The sequence below is a fragment of the Cytobacillus gottheilii genome, from assembly GCF_018582665.1.
GTDB lineage: Bacteria > Bacillota > Bacilli > Bacillales > Cytobacillaceae > Cytobacillus > Cytobacillus gottheilii.
Window position 1 is genome coordinate 2,264,625 of the sequence record NZ_CP071709.1, and the last position, 18,499, is coordinate 2,283,123.

Consider the following 18,499-nt stretch of genomic DNA (forward strand, 5'->3'; position numbering starts at 1 on the left):
TGGATTTGCATTATTTGGAATTAATGTATGTTTAAAAGCAGACCAAGCAACACAAAATGTCAGCCTGCTCTGCAAAAGTAAATTATAGTATCAAGTAATAAACACCCAGAAATGTTTATTTTAATTTATTTTTAATCCAAGTGAATGTAGCATATTACAGAAATTCTCAGCATATAACTTCCGATTAAAGTTGGCTTTTACATGTTCAAGTCCGTTGACGCGAATCTGATCACGCAAAGGCAGATTTCCCATCAAATCCTTAGCCTCTCTAACAGCTTCACTTACATCGCCTATTGTATAGTATTTTCCTGTAGCATTATGAATGATTGAAGTCCTAACTCCATCAGAGTCAGTCGTCAGCACAGGACAGCAGCAGCTTAATGCTTCGAGAGGAGAAAAGGGGGCACCTTCTACTTTAGAGGTCATACAATAAAATCCTCCCGAGTCTCCAATCATAGAATAGTGAAGCTTCATTTCATCATTTCGCACATTTTCAAATATGTGAAGTGCATCTTGAAGTTGCAGCTGCTTCACTAATTTATTAAAAGCCATACGTTCTTCCGGAGTACTTAATGAGGGATCTTCATACATATGAATACGCAAATTCCCGCCAAGAACTCGGTAAAGTTGAGCGGCTATTAGTAAAAACTCACGCCAATTTTTATTATCCTCAATTCTTCCGGTCCATGCGATAATTGGAAGCGAACTTATCTGTCCAGGTACGTACGAAAAGTTTTCTGTATCAAAACAATTATTAAAGCTGAATTTCGGTATTTCCGGGAAGATTTCATCCATTAGTTCAACGATATGTGGTGTCTTTGGATTTAAAAGGCCGTCACAATATTGTCGGACATCGTTTTGATAACGCAAGAAAAATTCTCTCGCTCTTGACTTAGGTCCATATCCTTGAATCTCAATGATTTTCTTGCCTTTAAAACCGAGTGAGTCCAATCGCTTTAACATTTCAAAGTCGGATACAATAACTGATGCATCATAATTTCCATTATCTATTATTGCTTTTATATCACTGTCATTGTCCGTTATATATACAGGGGCACCATGATCATTAAGATAATTCCTTTTATTTGTATAGTATAGAAACTCCGGCTGGATCCCTTTTTCTTTTAATGCGATACTCCTTTGCCTGTTTAAGGTATCAATTCCTCCGCTAGGTACATAAAAAATGAATAGTATTTTCATCTAAACCCTCCTAAAAAACTGATTGCTCTTCTTTATATCTATGCAATTCACCAGTTTTTGTTTGGACAAAAGCAAGCACATGAAAGTATTTCTGACATAAGATAAAGAACACTAATACAAGCATAGGAGGCGGAAGTTTTGCCAAAAATATCAGTGGTTATACCCTTTTATAATTGCCCATATATCCAATATGCTATTGAATCTTTAATTAGCCAAATTGAAAAGGATTACGAAATTATTGTTGTTGATGATGGTTCTACTTGCTATGCAGAATTACTTGATCCTTATGAAAAATACATTCGCTATTTTAAAAAGGAAAATGGAGGAACAGCTACGGCATTAAATGAAGGGATTAAACAAGCTAAAGGGGAATACTTTACTTGGCTTAGCTCCGATGATTTATATTTACCAGCAAAACTGTCTAAGCAAGTTCAGCATATGGAAAGTGAACAAGCCGATATATGTTACACTTCAGCAAATATAATTGGCCAGACGAATAAAGAACGTCAAACTTTATTTTTTCATCAATTTAATAACTATCAAGATTTTCTAATGAAGCTCAGCCGGAGATGTATTATACATGGAAACTCGGTGATGATGAAAATGGATGTGTTTTCAAATATTGGTGTATTTAATGAAGAATATCGATATACACATGATTATGAAATGTGGCTAAGAGCAGCACTTCATTATCATTTTTACCATATACCAGAAGCACTTGTTCAATATCGCATTCACGAAGGTATGGGAACAAATAAATATAAGGAAGATATTGTTCACGAGTTAAAAAAACTGCGAAGAAAATATATAGGAAGATTTGATAATGGCATCATCTGAGACCATTAATCTCAAACAAAGAAAGACCGTTATGAACCATTATAAGTGTTCAAAACGGTCAAATTACATTTAAAGGATCATTTCTGATTGGACATAATGATAAAGCAATTTCGCTGTATTTTCAATTGATTTTTCATGTGTGCGCTCAAAGGCATGTGAGGAGTCAATTCCGGGCCCAATGAGGCCGTGTACAATATCATGACCTGATCTAATGGCAGCAGAAGCATCAGAACCATAAAATGGGTAAATATCTAATTTGTAGCCGATATTATTTTTCTGAGCAAGCTGAACAAGGTTTTTACGCAGCTGGTAATGATATGGACCGCTTGCGTCTTTTACACAGATAGATACAGTATACTCATCTGTTGATTGGCCATCGCCCATGGCACCCATATCAACAGCAAGATATTCAGCAGTTTCAGAAGTGATATTTGAGTTGCCGCCATAGCCGATTTCTTCATTATTGGAAATGAGGAAATGGGTTGTGTATGGCAGCTGAATTTTTTCTTCTTTCAGTTGTTTAATAAGCTGTAGTAAAATCGCTACACTTGCCTTATCATCAAGATGTCTAGACTTAATATAGCCTGAACGTGTTGTCTGCACTCGCGGGTCAAAGGAAACAAAATCGCCCACTTCAATTCCTAAAGCGCGAACATCTTCCGCATTATGTACTTCCTCATCAATACGCACTTCCATATTATCTTGATTTCGTTCCGCTTTTCCAGCATCTTTATAAACATGTACAGAGGTTTGATGCATAAGAATGGTACCTGTGAATCTTTCGCCAGAAGAGGTCTCAATTTCGCAATATTCACCTTCTATTGAATTGTAGCGGAAGCCTCCAATCAAATCCAGCTTAAGCCGGCCGCTTGGTTTAATCTCCTTTACGATCGCTCCAAGAGTATCAACATGAGCCGTTAGCATGCGATGATTTTGATCATCCTTCCCAGTGATAGTCGCAATTAAGCCTCCTTTTCGGTTTCTCTTTGTGTCAACACCCAATTCTTTTAAAAACTTTTCAACAAACCCAATAACCTCATTTGTATTGCCCGATGGACTTGGAATCGATACTAGGTCTACTAAAGTAGCAATGGTATCTTTTACATCTGGAAATGTCATAATCAAACTCCTCTCAAAAACAGTTTTCGATTTTTATTATAAAGGAGAAAAGGGAAACATGAAATATTTAGGGCGTCAAAATAATTCATTAAGCAAAATGGGAAGGTTTTTTTTGTTCCAAAATACTAGTAGTAAGTTTGCTGCCAGTCTAAAATTACTTAGAGGCAAACTTGTTCAAAGACTACCTTCTGATTAATCAGCAGGGATGAAGCTTATATATTTTACAAGCAAAAAAAGAGCCAGGTCACCCAGCTCTTCAATATATTTCTATTTATTAAGCAAAGCTTTTACACCTAGATATAGCAGTGCAATAGAGAATACGACAATTGCAATTCCGCCGACAATCCCAAAAAATTGAGCAATTCCTGCAGTAATGACTGCTGAAGTTGGAAGATTGGTTAATGCAAAGCCAGCCAAAATCGCCGCTAAATACAAAAGGGCTAATTGATACATGTCATCGCCTCCTTCCCCTATACCATATGTCTAAAAGGGACGAAACGCTTGGACAATAGCCCTGTTGTTCTTCATTTATTTTAATTAAACTACATAAGCTTGTACGATACTTGCTGCTTATAAATGTTTAACATCCTGCCATTGTTCGAGCAGCTGCTGAAATTTTGGAAAAAAGAATTGTACAACAAACCCAAGGGATAAGGTGACTACAATGGTGCCAATACCGATCGCACCTTTAAAGAGAATGGCTAATAGTAATGCAAAGCTTTCACTTAGAATTCTGGAGTTACGAAGGTTAAAGCCGAATCTTGACTGGATGGCAACCATTAATGTATCCATCGGACTTGCAGGAAATTTCGCCTGCAAATAGATGGATACACCAATGCCTGTGATAATAATACCAATAAGCAGGATAAGCCATTTCCATAATAGAGCAGTGGGCACCAAATGTTCAAGTGCGATCAGAAGCCAGAAGTCGATAAGCATGCCAATCACAAGAATTGACAAGGCTGCGAGTATTTGTGGTCTTCTTCTCATTAAAAATGCATTTAAAAAAATGAGAACGATGCCGTTAATAAATACACAAGTGCCTACCGTCATATGAAATAGATTTGATTGTCCCACAGCTAGTGCATCCCATGCTGAGGCACCTAACTGTGATTTTATAATTAACGAAACACCCAGTGTTAATAAGATCATGCCTATGCTGTAAAATATAAATCGAGCTTTCATATATTAAAAATCCCCTTGGTTAGTTTTAAGTGCAGTCGGTAATACAATGATTCACATTTATTTTTTGTGTGCTATATAAATAATGAGGATTTGCAGCTTATGCTGCTGTTATTCTTGTTCCAGTAATAGAAGTGTTATGGATACAGGGATAGATGCTGTATAGCAGCGTTAACAATTGAATAATCTCGTATAACTGTTTCTCTTAACAATTGTGTTTCATTTAATGATTGTATCCTGCGCAAGTCTAACAAGCTTCTAATAAATTCTGCTTTTCCATAAGACTTTAACGCAAAATGGTCGCCAAAATGGGCGTTCTTAGCTTGTTCCCAATTTTCGATTGTTACATGTCCTAAAAATCCTTTGTTTCCTGCCGCTATTACATTCTTTTCGCAAAGTAATGCCTCTAATGCTGTACGGCCTGTCCCAACAACACAGTCACTTATTCCATAATAATCCTGTAAATTGCATTGACTCCCCATCGTTTTAATAAATGATTCTTTCTTATTCATACAGTAGTATCGTGATGTTTCATTAATAAATGATTGTCTTTTACCTTCACCTAATATGAGAAGTTCAATATCAGGCATATCTGAATGCTTCAACTGGTTTACGGCTTGAATAAGCTGCATGCATATATCTGCTTTAATCCACTCAAGTCTGCTTGCATAAAGGACAACAAAACGATCCAGCTGAATTCCAAGCTCCTTTCTGAATGGACCTCCTGATTTAGGGTTAAATTCTGTTTCATCGATACCATTCAAAATGAGTACCAGCTTTTCAGGGAATTGCCCTGATAGCTGTGAAAATACATAGGGACTCACAGCAATTAACTTTGAAGCATAGCCTGCAACCATATTTAGTTCATAATTTTGAGAATAAAGGCCATGAACAGTATAGATAAAAGGAAGATTTTTTACCTTTGCACATTTAGCAGCAATAATTCCGGAATATACTTGGTGTCCATGAATAAGTGAAATGTTCTCATTTTGGATGATCTCCATCATGTTATTTTCAACACGGTTGTATTCAAAATGTGAAGGAGAGAAGGTGGCAGGGAAGTCAATGCTATAAAAAGGTATGTTATGACTATTGATTTCTGAAAGCTTTGATCCTTCTCTGCCTGCTATAACAATATGATGCCCCATTTTTTTTAATTCTTTTGCAAGACTGATGACATGGGTTACAGTACCATTTGCACCCAGATGGTCAACAACCATTAAAATTCTTCTCATAAATATCACCTCTTACTTCAGTAATATTCATAAAGAGCGGGAAAGTAGACTTGTTAATTTGTCTCGTAGTGATATTGCGTAAAAAAAGGCTTTTTACATAGGAGACTCGTCCATTCTTTTTTTATTATCTTTCATACACTGATATAGACAAAAGAAGAAGGGAGTGCATTATATAATGCGATTAAATGTTGCAAACATTACAGCGATTCCTAGTCAATTTGGATTAGGATTCGTAACAAATTTATTGAATACCATCTTAAATGTGGTTAATCCAGCTAATCCAGATAATCCACCATCCTCTCCAGGATTTGTAAGAGAACTGGAAGACCTGATTGGTAGACAAGTTCTTGTAAATACTGCTGGAGGGCCTGTTACTGGATTGCTTGTACTTGTGAGAGCAGATTATGCAGTTTTAAACGCAGGCACAAGTTTTGTATTAGTACCTTTTGCAAGACTTCAAGGAATTACAGCAATCGACTAGGAGGGATAACATGAACAGCACATTCAGATCACAATTTATTCCTCAATTATCTCGCTATCTTGGAAGAGGAATTGAGGTTATTACAGACAACTCATATTATGATGGAGTTCTTGTGGAAGTTGGAAGAGACTTTATCGAATTAGCAGAAACAGTACCAGGATATGAAACACAGACACGTCGGTCAATCGTTCCTATTGATGCCATTAACTACGTTCGCGTTCCGACATTAACTGCTTAATATTTACACCAATATTGATTGAATGACTGATCTAAAACTCCTGCTGTGGTGTGGCAGGAGTTTTATTTCTTTAATGTTATAAGTAAAGTAAATTCACCTAAAATAAATATAGTAAGAATTGTATACTTTCTTAATAATTCTCTTTTACGATTGAATGTGATATATTATGTTCATATTTCTTTCGAACAGGGAAGTATCTGTATAAGAAAGGTTATTCCATTTAAGCTTGCCGGTCCGGCAAGTTTCTTTATTGCTTATTTGTTGTTTGAATTTGAGAAATGGGGGAATAGAACCAAGTGATTTAGGCATCTCCCTATTACTCAGTAGACTTGAGGAGAATCATATGAAAACATATCTTAAACAGGGAAGCATATTCTTTTTCTTTACAATCGCAGTCTTACTTTGGCTGAAGACTTATGCGGCATACTTAATTGAATTCCGGCTTGGTATTGAAAATGGATTGCAGCAATTTTTGCTCTTTTTAAATCCATTAAGTTCGAGTTTATTTTTCTTAGGAATAGCCCTGTTTTTTAAAGGGAAAATACAACAAGTACTTCTAGTTGTCATTCAATTGTTAATGTCCATCCTGTTGTATGCTAATGTAGTATATTATCGCTTTTTTGATGATTTTATTACCATACCGGTTATTATGCAGACTAAAACAAATGCCGGTCAGCTTGGAAATAGTGCGTTTTCGTTAATGGCCCCGTATGATATTTTCTATTTTGCAGATACGATTTTATTATTTTTGTTTTTAGTAAAAAAGTGGTACAAACCATCTCAGGTTTCCAACAGAAAACCTGCACTGATTATCATGTCAGCAGCCATTGCTCTTTTTATGCTTAACTTAGGTTTAGCGGAAAAGGATCGGCCTGATCTTTTAACAAGATCATTTGACCGCAATTATTTAGTAAAGTATTTAGGCACTTATAATTTTTCCATTTATGATGTTGTGCAAAATGTAAAATCAGCTGGCCAACGCGCTATGGCAGATACGAATGATATTACAGAAATTGAAAACTATATTAAGGCCAATAAAGCCGCACCTAATCCTGAATATTTCGGTGCTGCCGAAGGGAAAAGTGTCATCTATATTTCAATGGAATCGCTGCAGACCTTCCTTATTGATTATGAATTAAATGGGGAGGAAGTGACTCCATTTCTAAATTCTCTTGCAGATTCCGGGGAAGCGTTTTATTTTAAACATGTTTATAACCAGACTGGTCAAGGGAAAACCTCTGATGCTGAGTTTATAATGGATAATGCTCTTTACCCAATGGCTCAGGGAGCTGTTTATGTGAATAAAGCTCAAAATACGTTTCAATCGTCACCAGCAATATTGAAAGCAAACGGATATACGTCAGCGGTATTTCACGGGAATTATAAAACGTTCTGGAACCGTAATGAAATGTATAAAAGTATGGGCATTGATCACTTTTATGATGCAGAATATTATAGTATGAATGAAGAAGATACCAAAAATTACGGACTGAAAGATAAACCATTCTTTAAAGAGTCAATGGCAATGCTGGAAGAACTCCCACAGCCGTTTTATACAAGATTTATTACCTTATCCAATCATTTTCCATTTGAAATGGATGAAGGGGACACTGATTTTCCCGCTGCAGAGACGGATGATAAGATTGTCAATCAGTACTTCCAATCTGCACATTATATGGATGCCGCATTAGAACAATTCTTTCAAGACTTAAAATCATCCGGATTATATGATGATACAGTTGTAGTATTATATGGCGATCATTACGGGATTTCTGAAAACCATAATGAGGCGATGGCTGAAATCATTGGAAAAGAAGTGACTCCGTTTGAGTATGCCCAGCTGCAGAGAGTACCGGTTTTCATCCATGTTCCTGGTGTGGAAGGTGGTGTGATTCAATCGTATGGCGGACAGCTCGATATTCGTTCAACCGTTCTTCACCTTTTAGGAATCAGCACAAAGGAATACTTAGACTTTGGTTCTGATTTATTATCGGAGGAGCATAATGAAATCATTCCATTGCGAAATGGAGATTTTGTCTCTCCAGACGTCACGATGATTGGTGAAAAAATGTATGATAGCCAAACAGGTGAGCTTGTCGAAGACCCAGATGTTTATGCCCATTTGGCTGCAAAAGCGCGCAAAGAGCTTGAAATGTCGGACCAGCTGCTGTATAAAGATCTGCTGCGCTTTTATAAACCTGCTGGCTTTGAATCCATCAATAGGGAAGACTATCAGTATGTAAAAGATGAGGATTAGAAAAGCTAAAAACAGGGTATCAACCGAAGAAGGAATAGATTGTCCGAATGGATCAAGGAGGAAGCAAAGATGAGTGAATGCAATGTTGATCATAGCGTTGAGGATGTAAAGGGAAAACTTCATCAGCAAAAACAGCATCTTCCAGAAGGCATGACGGAAAGACTTCTGCAATTTATGGAACAAGATCATACACAGGAAATTTTAAATGAAATCTTTCACCTTTTGAAAAAATATGATTTGGCTGATGAACAGGAAAAAACAGCTAGAAACAAACGATTCCAAATTTTATTGGCTAATTTGTAACCACAGCAAAGCTGTGGTTTTTTTTATAATAATCCAAAGAAATCAGTTACATATAAGCTAACACATAACATGATAATAAGAAGAATTTGGCTGATTGTACTGAGATATTGCCTTGGATGATGTGCATGCTTCTTCTCCATAACTGCTCTTGCTGTCTCGGTGGATAATACTAATAAGAATAAGATGGTCCATGGTTCTATGTACCAAAGGCGTTCATCAAAGCCTCTCATACTATTAATGATAAAACCTAAAATCATGCCTGCAATACCCAATCCGCGAATGGACCAGTCAATTTTTCTATGTGTTTCATTAACATAGGCAGCGCTTCTAAATAAGTTTCGCTTATTGAGTTTGAACCATTTCCTCATAATTATTTCTATTAAAATCATGAATATCAAAAAGGCTGCCACAAGTAGTACTGTCTTTAACAGGAAAATGCCATCTAATCCGTACATTTAAGATCTCCTTTTTAAATGGTTTTTACAGTTATCGTACATTTTTACCTTATTATACCACCATTGGAGTATGGCGTGTTAAATAAAAGTAAAATATTCATCACACAATGATAAGTTCCGATTAAAAATATATGAAGATGTTTCTTTTTGTGATAAGATGATTTAGGTGTGATACAGCAACAAAGAAAACGTTTTCAGAAAAACTTAAATTTATTCGTTTGCCAAGCTATTTATTACGATGAGTAAACATTTATATTTCATTCATTGCTATGCAGAATAACTGTTGAACATAAAACTTCACAGGAAAATATATTATGATAAGTTTGTACAAAATGGTGCGGTACAGTTGAGGAGGGTTTTACATGAAATACAGATCAGCGTTTGATATAATCGGTCCGGTCATGATCGGTCCTTCCAGTTCTCATACAGCCGGAGCAGCAAGAATTGGCCGAGTGGCGCGGACTTTATTTGCTAGGCAGCCTAAAAAAGCAGAGATTCTGCTTTACGGCTCTTTTGCGAAAACCTATAAGGGACATGGTACTGATGTGGCGATTGTTGGCGGACTTTTAGATTTTGATACATTTGATGAACGGATCCCCACGTCGCTTCAACTAGCAGAAGAAGCAGGGATGGAGGTCACTTTTTCCGTTGAAGAAGCTGTCCCAGAACATCCAAACACTGTACGGATTAAATTGTCTGATGATGAAAAGGATTTAGAGCTAGTTGGGATTTCAATCGGCGGAGGTACCATTGAAATTACGGAGCTGAATAGCTTCCAGCTTAAGCTATCTGGTGAACATCCAGCGATCTTAGTTGTGCACAACGACCAGTTTGGCGTTATTTCATCGGTTACTCATATTTTAGCTCAACACGAAATTAATATTGGGCATATGGAAGTTTCCCGTAAAGAAAAAGGTAAAATGGCTTTAATGGTTATAGAAGTCGATCAAAAAATCGCTCAGGATTTAATAGAGGACATCGAAAAGCTTTATCATGTGACACAGGTTATTCGAATGGTTGAATAGATGCAACATGCGGTCATAAAGGAGGAATTACATCATGTTATTTAAAAACGTAGCTGAGCTGGTTGAACTTGCTGAAAAAGAAGGGGTTAAAACAGCTGAAATAATGATCCGTCAGGAGATTGAAGTAACAGGTCTTTCAAGAGAGGACATTATCGCTAAAATGGATCGAAATTTAACGGTAATGGAGCAAGCGGTCGAGAGAGGGCTAAATGGTGTCACGTCAGTTTCCGGTTTAACAGGCGGAGATGCTGTGCTGCTGCAAAAATATATTAAGTCAGGCAAAGCATTATCAGGACATACGCTTTTAGACGCAGTAAGCAAAGCGGTTGCAACGAACGAAGTAAATGCGGCAATGGGCACAATCTGTGCTACACCGACTGCAGGCTCAGCAGGCGTTGTTCCAGGTACTCTTTTTGCTGTGAAAGAAGTATTGAACCCTACACGAATGGAAATGATTGAGTACTTATTTACTTCCGCTGCCTTTGGTTTTGTTGTAGCTAATAATGCTTCGATTTCCGGTGCTGCTGGAGGATGTCAGGCTGAAGTTGGTTCAGCAAGCGGAATGGCTGCTTCCTCAATCGTTGAAATGGCTGGCGGCTCTCCAAAGCAAGCAGCCGAGGCAATGGCGATCACGTTAAAAAATATGCTCGGACTTGTATGTGATCCTGTTGCAGGCTTAGTTGAAGTTCCATGTGTTAAACGGAATGCAATGGGTGCATCCAATGCCATGACAGCTGCTGATATGGCATTAGCAGGCATTACTAGCCGTATCCCTTGTGATGAAGTGATTGGTGCCATGTTCCTAATTGGTCAATCCATGCCATCCGCTCTGAGAGAAACGGCAGAAGGCGGGCTTGCTGCAACGCCGACAGGCAAACGTCTGGAAGCTGAGATATTTGGAAAAAAACAATAAACCTTAAAAGTTCTCCTCATGAATGGAGAACTTTTTTTTATTAAAACTATTTGAAAAAGATATTAATAATGGTATGTTATTCAAAATAAAAAATGAATTGAGGGGAAAATGTATGATTACATATCCAACATTTCATAATCAGGCACAAATTGCGGTTACAGCACCTTCCTCAGGTATACCTCAACCGATGCATCACTTACTGCACCAATCAATCCAAAAGATGCAGGAAAAGGGTTATTATGTTCAAACGGGTGAAACTGCCTGGACACAAGAAAAGGCAAAATCAGCTTCTGCAAAAAAGCGGGCAGACGAACTTAATAAGATGCTGAGCGATCCATCCATTCAGCTCATTTTTCCTCCTTGGGGCGGGGAACTTCTCATAGAAGTGATTGAGCTTATCGATTATGGAAATATTCTTCCTAAATGGATTCTTGGTTATTCTGATATCAGTCTGCTTTTGTTTGTCGTTACGGTAAAAACGGGGATCGCAACAGCACATGGCACCAATTTAATTGATTTAAGAGGAACATCTACAGACGATGTGACAGGAAAGTGGGAAGAAACACTTTTAACAAAAAAAGGAGAGCGTATTGATCAATTCTCCTCCCTTTATTATCAGAAAAGCTGGATGCATGATAATCCAAGTCCAGTAGTCTTTCATTTAACAGAAAAAACAGAATGGAAAACTGTTGACGATGAAAAAGAGTTAACATTGACAGGAAGAATGCTCGGAGGCTGTATTGACGTAATTAGACATGTCATCGGCACTCCATATGGAGATATTAGCCATTTCCAAAATCACTATTTACAAGATGAGAGTGTTCTTTGGTACTTTGAAAACTGTGAGATGAATACCGTTGATTTAAGAAGAACATTTATCCAAATGAAGCTTGCCGGCTGGTTCAAAAATGCTTCAGGGATTGTTTTTGGTCGAAGCAGTGCGAATGAGACTGTAGACGGCTATACAATTGCAGACTTTTATAAGGACTTAAAAGAAGATGTTCAACTCCCAATCATCTATGATATAGATTGCGGACATGTTCCGCCACAGATGACTTTTGTTAATGGAGCAAGTGCAGAAATTACTTTGCAAAATGGAGAAGGGAAGTTATCTCAAGTTTTTTTATAAACTTTTTATAGCTTTTCATATTCTTAACAGGATTTCTTATGTTCAACGTAAATCCTTACATTTTTTTCTCATTATTATCATTTGTATCTGTTTTAAAGCAATAGTAAAAAAGCACACACCAGACGATAAATAATAGGCCAACAATGCTTACGATAAAGTAGATCGTATTAATAATATGCTCATAAATCCAGCTCCACATTTAAGACACTCCGCTCATTGAAAAAGATAATGCTATTATCTCCAATGAGCGGAAAACTATCCTGTTTACTTCCAGTTTCCTGCATTGTTTACTAACTGTATAAATTGATCTATCTCTAACTGATCTTGTTGCTGTTTACCGCGCACCCGGACTGTCAAATTGCCGCTGCTCTGTTCCTGAGCACCTATAATCAGCATATATGGCACTTTTCCCAATGTGGCTTCGCGAATCTTCAAGCCCATTTTTTCTGAGCGGTTATCAAATTCGGCTTTTATGCCATTTTTCTTTAAAAGGTCATATATATGTTCAGCATAAGGGAGATGGGCATCTGCAACATTTATAACCTTTACCTGTACAGGTGCAAGCCAAGCCGGAAAAGCACCATCATAATGCTCCACTAAAATACCGAGAAACCGTTCAAGCGAACCGAATATGGCGCGGTGAATGATAATCGGCCGATGCATTTTTTGATCATTGCCAACATACTGGCAATCAAACACTTCACCCATTTGAAAATCCAGCTGTACCGTTCCGCATTGCCAGCTTCTGCCGCGGTTATCTAAAATATGAAAATCAATTTTCGGACCATAAAAGGCGCCGTCACCTTCATTTAGAGCAAATGGAACACCACTTTGATGCAGAACATTTTTTAGAGCAATCTCCGCTTCATTCCAGCTTTCAAGTGAGCCCATGTACTCATCTGGCCGTGTAGAAAGCTCAATTTTATAATCAAAGCCAAATCTCTTATAAAAGATATCAATCATTTTTAACACTTTGCGAATTTCATCTTCAATTTGATCCTCTCTTACAAATAAATGTGCATCATCTTGTGTAAAAGAGCGGACCCGCAGCAAGCCATTTAAGCTTCCGGATTGCTCATGGCGATGAACAAGCCCGAGTTCGGCAAAGCGGATCGGCAGTTCTTTATAGCTGCGAAGTTTATGATTGAAGATTTTTATTGCTCCAGGACAGTTCATTGGTTTTAACGCATAACGTTGGTCATCTACTTCAGCGAAATACATATTTTCGTGATAATGCTGCCAATGCCCTGACCGTTCCCATATTTGCTGCTTCATCAAAAGTGGTGTTCTAATTTCCTCATAGCCTGAAATTTCATGTTCTTCTCGCCAAAACCGTTCCAATTCATTGCGAATGGCCATTCCCTTTGGCAAATAAAATGGCATTCCAGGAGCTTCTTCATCGGTCATAAATAATTCAAGCATACTTCCTAATTTTTGATGATTTTCTTTTTCCATTTTGCTAGCCTCCATCTTTTATAATATAAAAAAGACCATACTCTCCTCTGTACAAGGGACGAGTATGGTCGTGGTTCCACCCAATTTTCACAGCAAAAAAGCTGTGCTTCATTTCATAACGGTTTCCCGGTTATGGTTTCATTTTTAAAAAAATTCCCCATAACAGCTCAGCAGGCGGTAAATTCAATCATTTTCTTCGAAGCTTCCAGCCAAGGCTTCGTTCTCTTGTATAGAAATGATCGATTGAATTCATGTCCTCATCAGCGCATTTATATATAAATTTTTAATGCATATAAAAAGACCGTACTCTCCCTCCTAAAAGGGACGAGTACGGTCGTGGTTCCACCCAAATTCCACAGCAAAAGCGGCTGTGCTTCATTTCATAACGGTATCCCGGTTATGGTTTCACAAAAAAGATGATTCCCCATAACAGCTCAGGAGGCGGTAAATCTTCTGTATTTTCTCGAGGCTTCCAGCCATTGACCTCGTTCTCTGGTTAAGAAAATTGAAAAAGATTCATGTCCTCATCAACGCTTTAATTATTGATTTTTTTGTATTATATGATGAAGAGGAAAACTTTGTCAACAGTAGTTTTATGAAAACATTTATGTTAAAGATTAGTATATGATCATTAGATTAAGTTATTTAGGAAGGTGTAAAAATGGAAATCAAACAACTGGCCGTCAATGATACGGCGCCGATGGATTTACTGCTGCTTGCAGATCCTTCCGAGGAAATGATTTTATCTTACTTGCGAAGAGGAATTTGCTATATAGCGAAATGGGAGCATGAAACAGTCGGTGTATATGTGCTGCTCGAAACGCGTCCGAATACGGCTGAAATTGTTAATATTGCCGTGGCCACAGCACATCAGGGGAAAGGAATAGGGAAAACGTTAATTTTACACGCTATAAGATTGGCAAAAAATCTTGGTTATCATACTTTAGAAATTGGCACAGGAAATTCAAGTATTCATCAACTGGCACTCTATCAAAAGTGTGGATTTAGATTAAATTATATCGAGCACAATTATTTTAGTAAGCATTATAAAGAAAAGATTATGGAGAACGGTATTCACTGTGTTGATATGATTCGATTGACAATGGATCTTAATGACATATCGTAAAGTATACTGTTAAATTTGTACTATGATTATCATCCAATAAAGGCTATACGATTATAAATGTATATATGTTTATAAATTATGGCAACATTAAATTTTATTTTTAATTCGAGATAAATTCTTTGCCATTATTCTCTTTTTTAGTTAGGATAAATATAGTTCATATTACCTAACAACGGAGGATTTCCAAATGGCTATTTTTGATTATAAAGTGAAAACGGCAAGCGGTTTAACAACGACCTTGGAGAAATATAAAGGCAAGGTTATACTAATTGTAAATACTGCGACTAAATGTTCATTCACTCCTCAATTAACAGATTTACAAAAGCTTCAAGAAAAGTATGGAGAACAAGGTTTTCAAATTCTTGCTTTTCCATCCAATCAATTTGCGGATCAAGAGCCTTTAAAAGACGGAGAGATTGCTGAGTTTTGTGCAATAAAACACGGAGTGAATTTCCCAATATTTAAAAAGATTGATGTTCGCGGTGATAACGCTCATCCGTTATTTACATACTTATCAGAGCAGAAACCTTTTGATGGATTTAACTTAAATCATCCGGTCTCTAAATTGTTAATGTCTATTTTGAATAATCGTTATCCTCACTATTTGGTAGGAGATTCAATTAAGTGGAATTTTACAAAGTTTTTGATTGATCGTGAGGGCAATGTCATTGAACGGTATGAATCAACGGCTGAACCGTATGAAATGGAACCAGCTATTGAAGGATTACTTGAAGAAGCAGGCATATAAAGTGAAAGAAGGGATTGTTTATGCCTTTCTTTTTGAAACGAAAAGCATTTAAATTGTAAGGGCCAATACGGCTCTTTTTTTCGTTTACCCCAAAAGCGGGAAGCTTGGACTAGTACTATTTACCAAAGTGTTAGTTTTGGTTTAATATGGAAGAAGATAAGTGAGAGGATGTGTGATGAGTTGAAGACGGTCATTCTATCAATTGTTTTTTCAGTTGTTATTCATTTCATTTATATAATTGGTAATTTAGTTGCGGGCTATATCAAATCAAAATATTACAAACCAGATATTGAGAAAATGTGGAACAATCCTGAACCAATCCCCAATGAAGTAGCTTTCGGCGGAGCAGTTTCACCCTTCTTCTATGTATTTACCTTTATCGCGGCAGCATTTGTTTGCGGCTTAATAATCTTTTCTTACAAGAAATTGTTGAGTTAAACAACTGGGAATGTTTTATGGTGTACCTTTCTGCTCGCTGCTATTTTTTTAGATTTTTATATATTCAAATATCTATTTTTACATAAACGAAAATATAATAGTAGAAAGATTGGGGGGAAGATTTATGAATTTTAAATTTGATGAAGCCATTGAGATATTAGAAAGAACACCAAATATGTTAAGTGCTTTTTTAACTGGAATAAGCGCTCAATGGACGAATAGTAACGAAGGTCAAGACACATGGAATGTAAAAGAAGTCATTCTTCATTTGATTGAAGGTGAGCAATCCAATTGGATTCCGCGGCTGCAGTTTATTATCAAGGAAGGAGATAAAAAGGCATTTCCGGCATTTGACCGCTTTGCTCATTTACACAACAAAAGCACTACAGTAGAACAAGCATTAATCTTTCTTAAAAGGCTGAGACAAGAAAATATAAAAATCTTAAAAGAACTGATTTCTTCTGAAGAACTGCTTGAACAAACAGGCTACCACCCTGCCTTCGGAACAGTAAAAGTACGTGAGCTTATTTCAACCTGGGCAGTTCATGATTTAACTCATATTACGCAAATAGCTAGAATTATGGCTGAAAGATATCGATTAGATGTAGGTTCATGGATCGAATACTTAGGCGTTTTAAATACGGATAAATAAAGGAGATGCTTATGAAAATTAGAAAAGCAGTCATAGAAGATGCCCCGGCAATCGCCAGAGTTCATGTAGATAGCTGGCGTGAAACATATAGCGGAATTGTACCGAAAGCCTACCTGGAAGCTCTCTCTTATGAAAACAGAGAAAAGTTGTGGATTAATATGATTCCGAATACTGCAGTTTATGTTGCACAAAACGAGCTTGGGGAAATCGTTGGATTTGCTAACTGCGGAAACGAAAGGACAGGCAAGTATAAAGGATATCCTGGAGAAATATATACACTATATTTATTAAAAAAAGAACATGAAAAAGGAATTGGAAAGTCTCTATTTCAACACTGTACAAATGCATTGAGCCAAAAGGGCATAAATTCTTTCCTGCTTTTTGTTTTAGCCGATAATCCTACAGTAACCTTTTACGAAAAACTCGGTGGAGAGAAGTTGGATCGCGTAAACATAGAAATAGGAGGAGAAACTCTAGAAGAAATCGCATTTGGTTTTGATGTAATTAAGACAACAGACAAGTAAGTAACAAATCTAGTGGATATTTCCTATTTCTATTGTTCAGAATTCTTAGATAACATAGTATAATACTCATATTGAACATATGAAAGCAGGTGCACCATGTTAAGAATCGGAATTATTGGAGTTGGAGCAATTGGAGAAAGGCTGCTAAATACATTTTTGCAGCATGAAGAGGTGGAAATAGCGGGTTTATGTGATCAAAACCAAGAAAGATTAAACTCGTTTAAAAGTCAGCTTCCAGATGTGTCAACATATACAGATTACAGAGAATTACTGAAGGATGATAAGATCACTCTTATTTATTTGGCTGTCCCGCCTAAGTATCACCACCAAATTGCGTTGGATATTATCAGTACAGGCAAGCACTTACTATGTGAAAAACCGCTTGCGAATTCGCTTGCTGAAGCAGAGGAAATGGCCAGCGCTGCGAAGAAGGCGGGGATTGTACACGCAATCAATTTTCCAATGGTATATAGCAATGTTTTTCATCTATATAAAGAAAAAATACAGAGTGGTTCAATAGGTGAATTGAAAAAAGTAGAAGTTAATTTTCAATTTACTGAATGGCCACGTCAATGGCAGCAAAACGATTGGATAGCTGGCAGGGAACAAGGTGGCTTTATCCGTGAAGTTGCGCCCCATTACATACAAATGCTGCAGTATATCCTTGGCGACCTGCAGGTGACTGCTAGTTTCGCAGATTATCCTGAGGACCCGGCAAAATGTGAGACAGGCTTTATCAGCAGACTGGAAACAGCAAATGGGATACCTGTCCTTTTCAACGGCATTAGCGGGATTGGTCAAAAAGAACATTTATCATGCAAAGTATATGGAGAAAAAGGAACGATTGACTTAGTCAATTGGAGCATCCTTTCAGAAAGCAAGAAGGATACAAATAGTGAAGTCCTGGATGTTAATCGTGAAAAACAATTTGACCTTGTTCATGAATTGATAAAAGGAACAAAAGGTGAAACTTCACTATTAGTCGATTTTGACGAAGGAGTAAAAGTTCAAAGAGTATTAGAGGATTTACTGCATCAATAAATGAGATGTGACATAAGTATTTAACACACCAATAAAACCGAATGGTTAGGAAGTCATCTTTCTAATCATTCGGTTTTTTTATTTATGATTACAAAATATATTTTATTAACATGAGTGAAATGGAGCGGAGGATCCTCGACT

Annotated in this window: 22 protein-coding genes; 14 read left to right on the plus strand and 8 right to left on the minus strand. The window is 37.0% G+C overall.

Translation table 11 applies throughout. The features are described from left to right. Positions 1-120 precede the first annotated feature (120 nt). The gene (locus J1899_RS11230) at positions 121-1,200 is read right to left on the minus strand and encodes a glycosyltransferase family 4 protein (protein ID WP_214473705.1); all 1,080 of its coding nucleotides are present in this window, start codon (positions 1,198-1,200) and stop codon (positions 121-123) included. A gap of 138 nt (positions 1,201-1,338) precedes the next feature. Between J1899_RS11230 and J1899_RS11235 the strand changes: the two genes are divergently transcribed. After that, on the plus strand, positions 1,339-2,037 hold the full coding sequence (locus J1899_RS11235; protein ID WP_214473706.1) for a glycosyltransferase family 2 protein: 699 nt from the start codon (positions 1,339-1,341) through the stop codon (positions 2,035-2,037). Between the two features lie 69 nt (positions 2,038-2,106). Here the strand turns inward: J1899_RS11235 and J1899_RS11240 are convergent, their stop codons facing one another. From J1899_RS11240 to J1899_RS11255, 4 genes are all read right to left on the minus strand, one after another. Beyond that, the gene (locus J1899_RS11240; protein WP_214473707.1) at positions 2,107-3,156 is read right to left on the minus strand and encodes a M42 family metallopeptidase; all 1,050 of its coding nucleotides are present in this window, start codon (positions 3,154-3,156) and stop codon (positions 2,107-2,109) included. Positions 3,157-3,423: 267 nt separating this feature from the next. Next, positions 3,424-3,609 (minus strand): hypothetical protein, encoded by a 186-nt coding sequence (locus tag J1899_RS11245; protein WP_214473710.1) that lies wholly within the window; start codon positions 3,607-3,609, stop codon positions 3,424-3,426. Positions 3,610-3,726: 117 nt separating this feature from the next. After that, positions 3,727-4,341, minus strand: a complete 615-nt coding sequence (locus J1899_RS11250; protein ID WP_214473712.1) for a YczE/YyaS/YitT family protein — start codon at positions 4,339-4,341, stop codon at positions 3,727-3,729. 134 nt (positions 4,342-4,475) lie between these two features. Beyond that, entirely contained in the window at positions 4,476-5,573 is a 1,098-nt protein-coding gene (locus tag J1899_RS11255; RefSeq protein ID WP_214473714.1) for a glycosyltransferase, read from the minus strand. Positions 5,574-5,748: 175 nt separating this feature from the next. Here J1899_RS11255 and J1899_RS11260 point away from each other — a divergent pair, with 175 nt between their 5' ends. The 4 genes from J1899_RS11260 (at position 5,749) to J1899_RS11275 (ending at position 8,852) form a co-directional block, all read left to right on the plus strand. After that, the gene (locus J1899_RS11260) at positions 5,749-6,054 is read left to right on the plus strand and encodes a DUF2642 domain-containing protein (protein ID WP_214473717.1); all 306 of its coding nucleotides are present in this window, start codon (positions 5,749-5,751) and stop codon (positions 6,052-6,054) included. 10 nt (positions 6,055-6,064) lie between these two features. After that, positions 6,065-6,292, plus strand: coding sequence for a hypothetical protein (locus J1899_RS11265; RefSeq protein ID WP_214473719.1), 228 nt, complete (start codon positions 6,065-6,067; stop codon positions 6,290-6,292). A gap of 343 nt (positions 6,293-6,635) precedes the next feature. Further along, the gene (gene ltaS, locus J1899_RS11270; RefSeq protein WP_214473722.1) at positions 6,636-8,549 is read left to right on the plus strand and encodes a lipoteichoic acid synthase; all 1,914 of its coding nucleotides are present in this window, start codon (positions 6,636-6,638) and stop codon (positions 8,547-8,549) included. Positions 8,550-8,618: 69 nt separating this feature from the next. Beyond that, positions 8,619-8,852 (plus strand): group-specific protein, encoded by a 234-nt coding sequence (locus J1899_RS11275; RefSeq protein ID WP_214473724.1) that lies wholly within the window; start codon positions 8,619-8,621, stop codon positions 8,850-8,852. A gap of 23 nt (positions 8,853-8,875) precedes the next feature. On the opposite strand, the gene J1899_RS11280 is transcribed toward J1899_RS11275, so the two are convergent. Beyond that, complete coding sequence (locus tag J1899_RS11280; RefSeq protein WP_214473726.1) at positions 8,876-9,307, minus strand: DUF4181 domain-containing protein; 432 nt, start codon at positions 9,305-9,307, stop codon at positions 8,876-8,878. A gap of 362 nt (positions 9,308-9,669) precedes the next feature. On the opposite strand from J1899_RS11280, the gene sdaAB reads away from it, so the two are divergent. The 3 genes from sdaAB (at position 9,670) to J1899_RS11295 (ending at position 12,374) form a co-directional block, all read left to right on the plus strand. Then, positions 9,670-10,332: an L-serine ammonia-lyase, iron-sulfur-dependent subunit beta gene (gene sdaAB / locus J1899_RS11285; protein WP_214473728.1), complete on the plus strand. Its 663-nt coding sequence runs from the start codon at positions 9,670-9,672 to the stop codon at positions 10,330-10,332. 34 nt (positions 10,333-10,366) lie between these two features. Beyond that, positions 10,367-11,245 carry an L-serine ammonia-lyase, iron-sulfur-dependent, subunit alpha gene (gene sdaAA / locus J1899_RS11290; RefSeq protein ID WP_214473730.1) on the plus strand — a complete coding sequence of 293 codons (879 nt, stop codon included), beginning with the start codon at positions 10,367-10,369 and terminating at the stop codon, positions 11,243-11,245. Positions 11,246-11,357: 112 nt separating this feature from the next. Then, the gene (locus tag J1899_RS11295; RefSeq protein ID WP_214473731.1) at positions 11,358-12,374 is read left to right on the plus strand and encodes a S66 family peptidase; all 1,017 of its coding nucleotides are present in this window, start codon (positions 11,358-11,360) and stop codon (positions 12,372-12,374) included. 55 nt (positions 12,375-12,429) lie between these two features. Here the strand turns inward: J1899_RS11295 and J1899_RS11300 are convergent, their stop codons facing one another. Together J1899_RS11300 and thrS are read right to left on the minus strand one after the other, a co-directional pair. Next, positions 12,430-12,573 carry a hypothetical protein gene (locus J1899_RS11300; protein ID WP_180320217.1) on the minus strand — a complete coding sequence of 48 codons (144 nt, stop codon included), beginning with the start codon at positions 12,571-12,573 and terminating at the stop codon, positions 12,430-12,432. Positions 12,574-12,638: 65 nt separating this feature from the next. After that, a complete protein-coding gene (thrS, locus tag J1899_RS11305) occupies positions 12,639-13,829 on the minus strand; it encodes a threonine--tRNA ligase (RefSeq protein ID WP_343216715.1) in 1,191 nt (396 codons plus the stop codon). A gap of 661 nt (positions 13,830-14,490) precedes the next feature. Here thrS and J1899_RS11310 point away from each other — a divergent pair. From J1899_RS11310 to J1899_RS11335, 6 genes are all read left to right on the plus strand, one after another. Continuing rightward, positions 14,491-14,955: a GNAT family N-acetyltransferase gene (locus J1899_RS11310; RefSeq protein WP_214473735.1), complete on the plus strand. Its 465-nt coding sequence runs from the start codon at positions 14,491-14,493 to the stop codon at positions 14,953-14,955. A 187-nt stretch (positions 14,956-15,142) separates the two neighbouring features. Further along, positions 15,143-15,703 (plus strand): glutathione peroxidase, encoded by a 561-nt coding sequence (locus J1899_RS11315; protein ID WP_214473736.1) that lies wholly within the window; start codon positions 15,143-15,145, stop codon positions 15,701-15,703. 180 nt (positions 15,704-15,883) lie between these two features. Further along, on the plus strand, positions 15,884-16,141 hold the full coding sequence (locus tag J1899_RS11320) for a hypothetical protein (protein WP_214473737.1): 258 nt from the start codon (positions 15,884-15,886) through the stop codon (positions 16,139-16,141). 124 nt (positions 16,142-16,265) lie between these two features. Then, positions 16,266-16,793 (plus strand): DinB family protein, encoded by a 528-nt coding sequence (locus tag J1899_RS11325; protein ID WP_214473738.1) that lies wholly within the window; start codon positions 16,266-16,268, stop codon positions 16,791-16,793. A gap of 11 nt (positions 16,794-16,804) precedes the next feature. After that, positions 16,805-17,317: a GNAT family N-acetyltransferase gene (locus tag J1899_RS11330; RefSeq protein ID WP_214473739.1), complete on the plus strand. Its 513-nt coding sequence runs from the start codon at positions 16,805-16,807 to the stop codon at positions 17,315-17,317. 96 nt (positions 17,318-17,413) lie between these two features. After that, positions 17,414-18,358 (plus strand): Gfo/Idh/MocA family protein, encoded by a 945-nt coding sequence (locus J1899_RS11335; RefSeq protein WP_214473740.1) that lies wholly within the window; start codon positions 17,414-17,416, stop codon positions 18,356-18,358. Positions 18,359-18,499 lie beyond the last annotated feature (141 nt).

Coding starts and splice junctions, on each gene's coding strand:
- J1899_RS11230 (WP_214473705.1), bottom strand. CDS start 1,200: ATGAAAATACTATTCATTTTTTATGTACCTAGCGGAGGAATTGATACC.
- J1899_RS11240 (WP_214473707.1), bottom strand. CDS start 3,156: ATGACATTTCCAGATGTAAAAGATACCATTGCTACTTTAGTAGACCTA.
- J1899_RS11245 (WP_214473710.1), bottom strand. CDS start 3,609: ATGTATCAATTAGCCCTTTTGTATTTAGCGGCGATTTTGGCTGGCTTT.
- J1899_RS11250 (WP_214473712.1), bottom strand. CDS start 4,341: ATGAAAGCTCGATTTATATTTTACAGCATAGGCATGATCTTATTAACA.
- J1899_RS11255 (WP_214473714.1), bottom strand. CDS start 5,573: ATGAGAAGAATTTTAATGGTTGTTGACCATCTGGGTGCAAATGGTACT.
- J1899_RS11260 (WP_214473717.1), top strand. CDS start 5,749: ATGCGATTAAATGTTGCAAACATTACAGCGATTCCTAGTCAATTTGGA.
- J1899_RS11265 (WP_214473719.1), top strand. CDS start 6,065: ATGAACAGCACATTCAGATCACAATTTATTCCTCAATTATCTCGCTAT.
- ltaS (WP_214473722.1), top strand. CDS start 6,636: ATGAAAACATATCTTAAACAGGGAAGCATATTCTTTTTCTTTACAATC.
- J1899_RS11275 (WP_214473724.1), top strand. CDS start 8,619: ATGAGTGAATGCAATGTTGATCATAGCGTTGAGGATGTAAAGGGAAAA.
- J1899_RS11280 (WP_214473726.1), bottom strand. CDS start 9,307: ATGTACGGATTAGATGGCATTTTCCTGTTAAAGACAGTACTACTTGTG.
- sdaAB (WP_214473728.1), top strand. CDS start 9,670: ATGAAATACAGATCAGCGTTTGATATAATCGGTCCGGTCATGATCGGT.
- sdaAA (WP_214473730.1), top strand. CDS start 10,367: ATGTTATTTAAAAACGTAGCTGAGCTGGTTGAACTTGCTGAAAAAGAA.
- J1899_RS11295 (WP_214473731.1), top strand. CDS start 11,358: ATGATTACATATCCAACATTTCATAATCAGGCACAAATTGCGGTTACA.
- J1899_RS11300 (WP_180320217.1), bottom strand. CDS start 12,573: ATGTGGAGCTGGATTTATGAGCATATTATTAATACGATCTACTTTATC.
- thrS (WP_343216715.1), bottom strand. CDS start 13,829: ATGGAAAAAGAAAATCATCAAAAATTAGGAAGTATGCTTGAATTATTT.
- J1899_RS11310 (WP_214473735.1), top strand. CDS start 14,491: ATGGAAATCAAACAACTGGCCGTCAATGATACGGCGCCGATGGATTTA.
- J1899_RS11315 (WP_214473736.1), top strand. CDS start 15,143: ATGGCTATTTTTGATTATAAAGTGAAAACGGCAAGCGGTTTAACAACG.
- J1899_RS11325 (WP_214473738.1), top strand. CDS start 16,266: ATGAATTTTAAATTTGATGAAGCCATTGAGATATTAGAAAGAACACCA.
- J1899_RS11330 (WP_214473739.1), top strand. CDS start 16,805: ATGAAAATTAGAAAAGCAGTCATAGAAGATGCCCCGGCAATCGCCAGA.
- J1899_RS11335 (WP_214473740.1), top strand. CDS start 17,414: ATGTTAAGAATCGGAATTATTGGAGTTGGAGCAATTGGAGAAAGGCTG.